The following is a 392-nucleotide window of genomic DNA, read 5'->3' on the forward strand; positions in this document are numbered from 1 at the left end:
CATGTGGCCGATGATGCGATTCTTGGCCGCTACGTGCGCGAACACGGCAAGGACATCGCCATCGCCGCGTGCATGACATGGACCACCGTGGGCGAAACCTCGATGCGTGAGGTGCTGGCGCATGAACTGCGCTGGGGCCGCACCGTCAAGACACTGGAACCGGCGGGCTATGCGGCCTCGGCCATACAGCTGCCGCTGTTCTGGGCCACTGTCGCGGTGCTGTTCGCACCCCATGCGGCGTGGGCATGGTTCTTCTTTCTTGGCGCGTGGGGATGGCGGGGCGTATGTTCCTTCATCCTTGACCGGACGCTGGCGCAGCGCAGCCTGCTGCCGTTACTGCTGCTGCCACTGCGCGACTGGATCTCAGCCGCGATCATGGTGGGCAGCGTGAC

Annotated in this window: 1 protein-coding gene; it reads left to right on the forward strand. The window is 65.1% G+C overall.

The window, feature by feature from the left end; translation table 11 throughout:
- Nucleotides 1-392: glycosyltransferase (locus tag HNW77_RS17355; protein WP_275942165.1), on the forward strand; the 392-nt coding region annotated here is incomplete at both ends.

Origin of the sequence: Komagataeibacter melomenusus, assembly GCF_013155395.1 — a bacterium.
GTDB classification, from domain to species: Bacteria; Pseudomonadota; Alphaproteobacteria; order Acetobacterales; family Acetobacteraceae; genus Komagataeibacter; species Komagataeibacter melomenusus.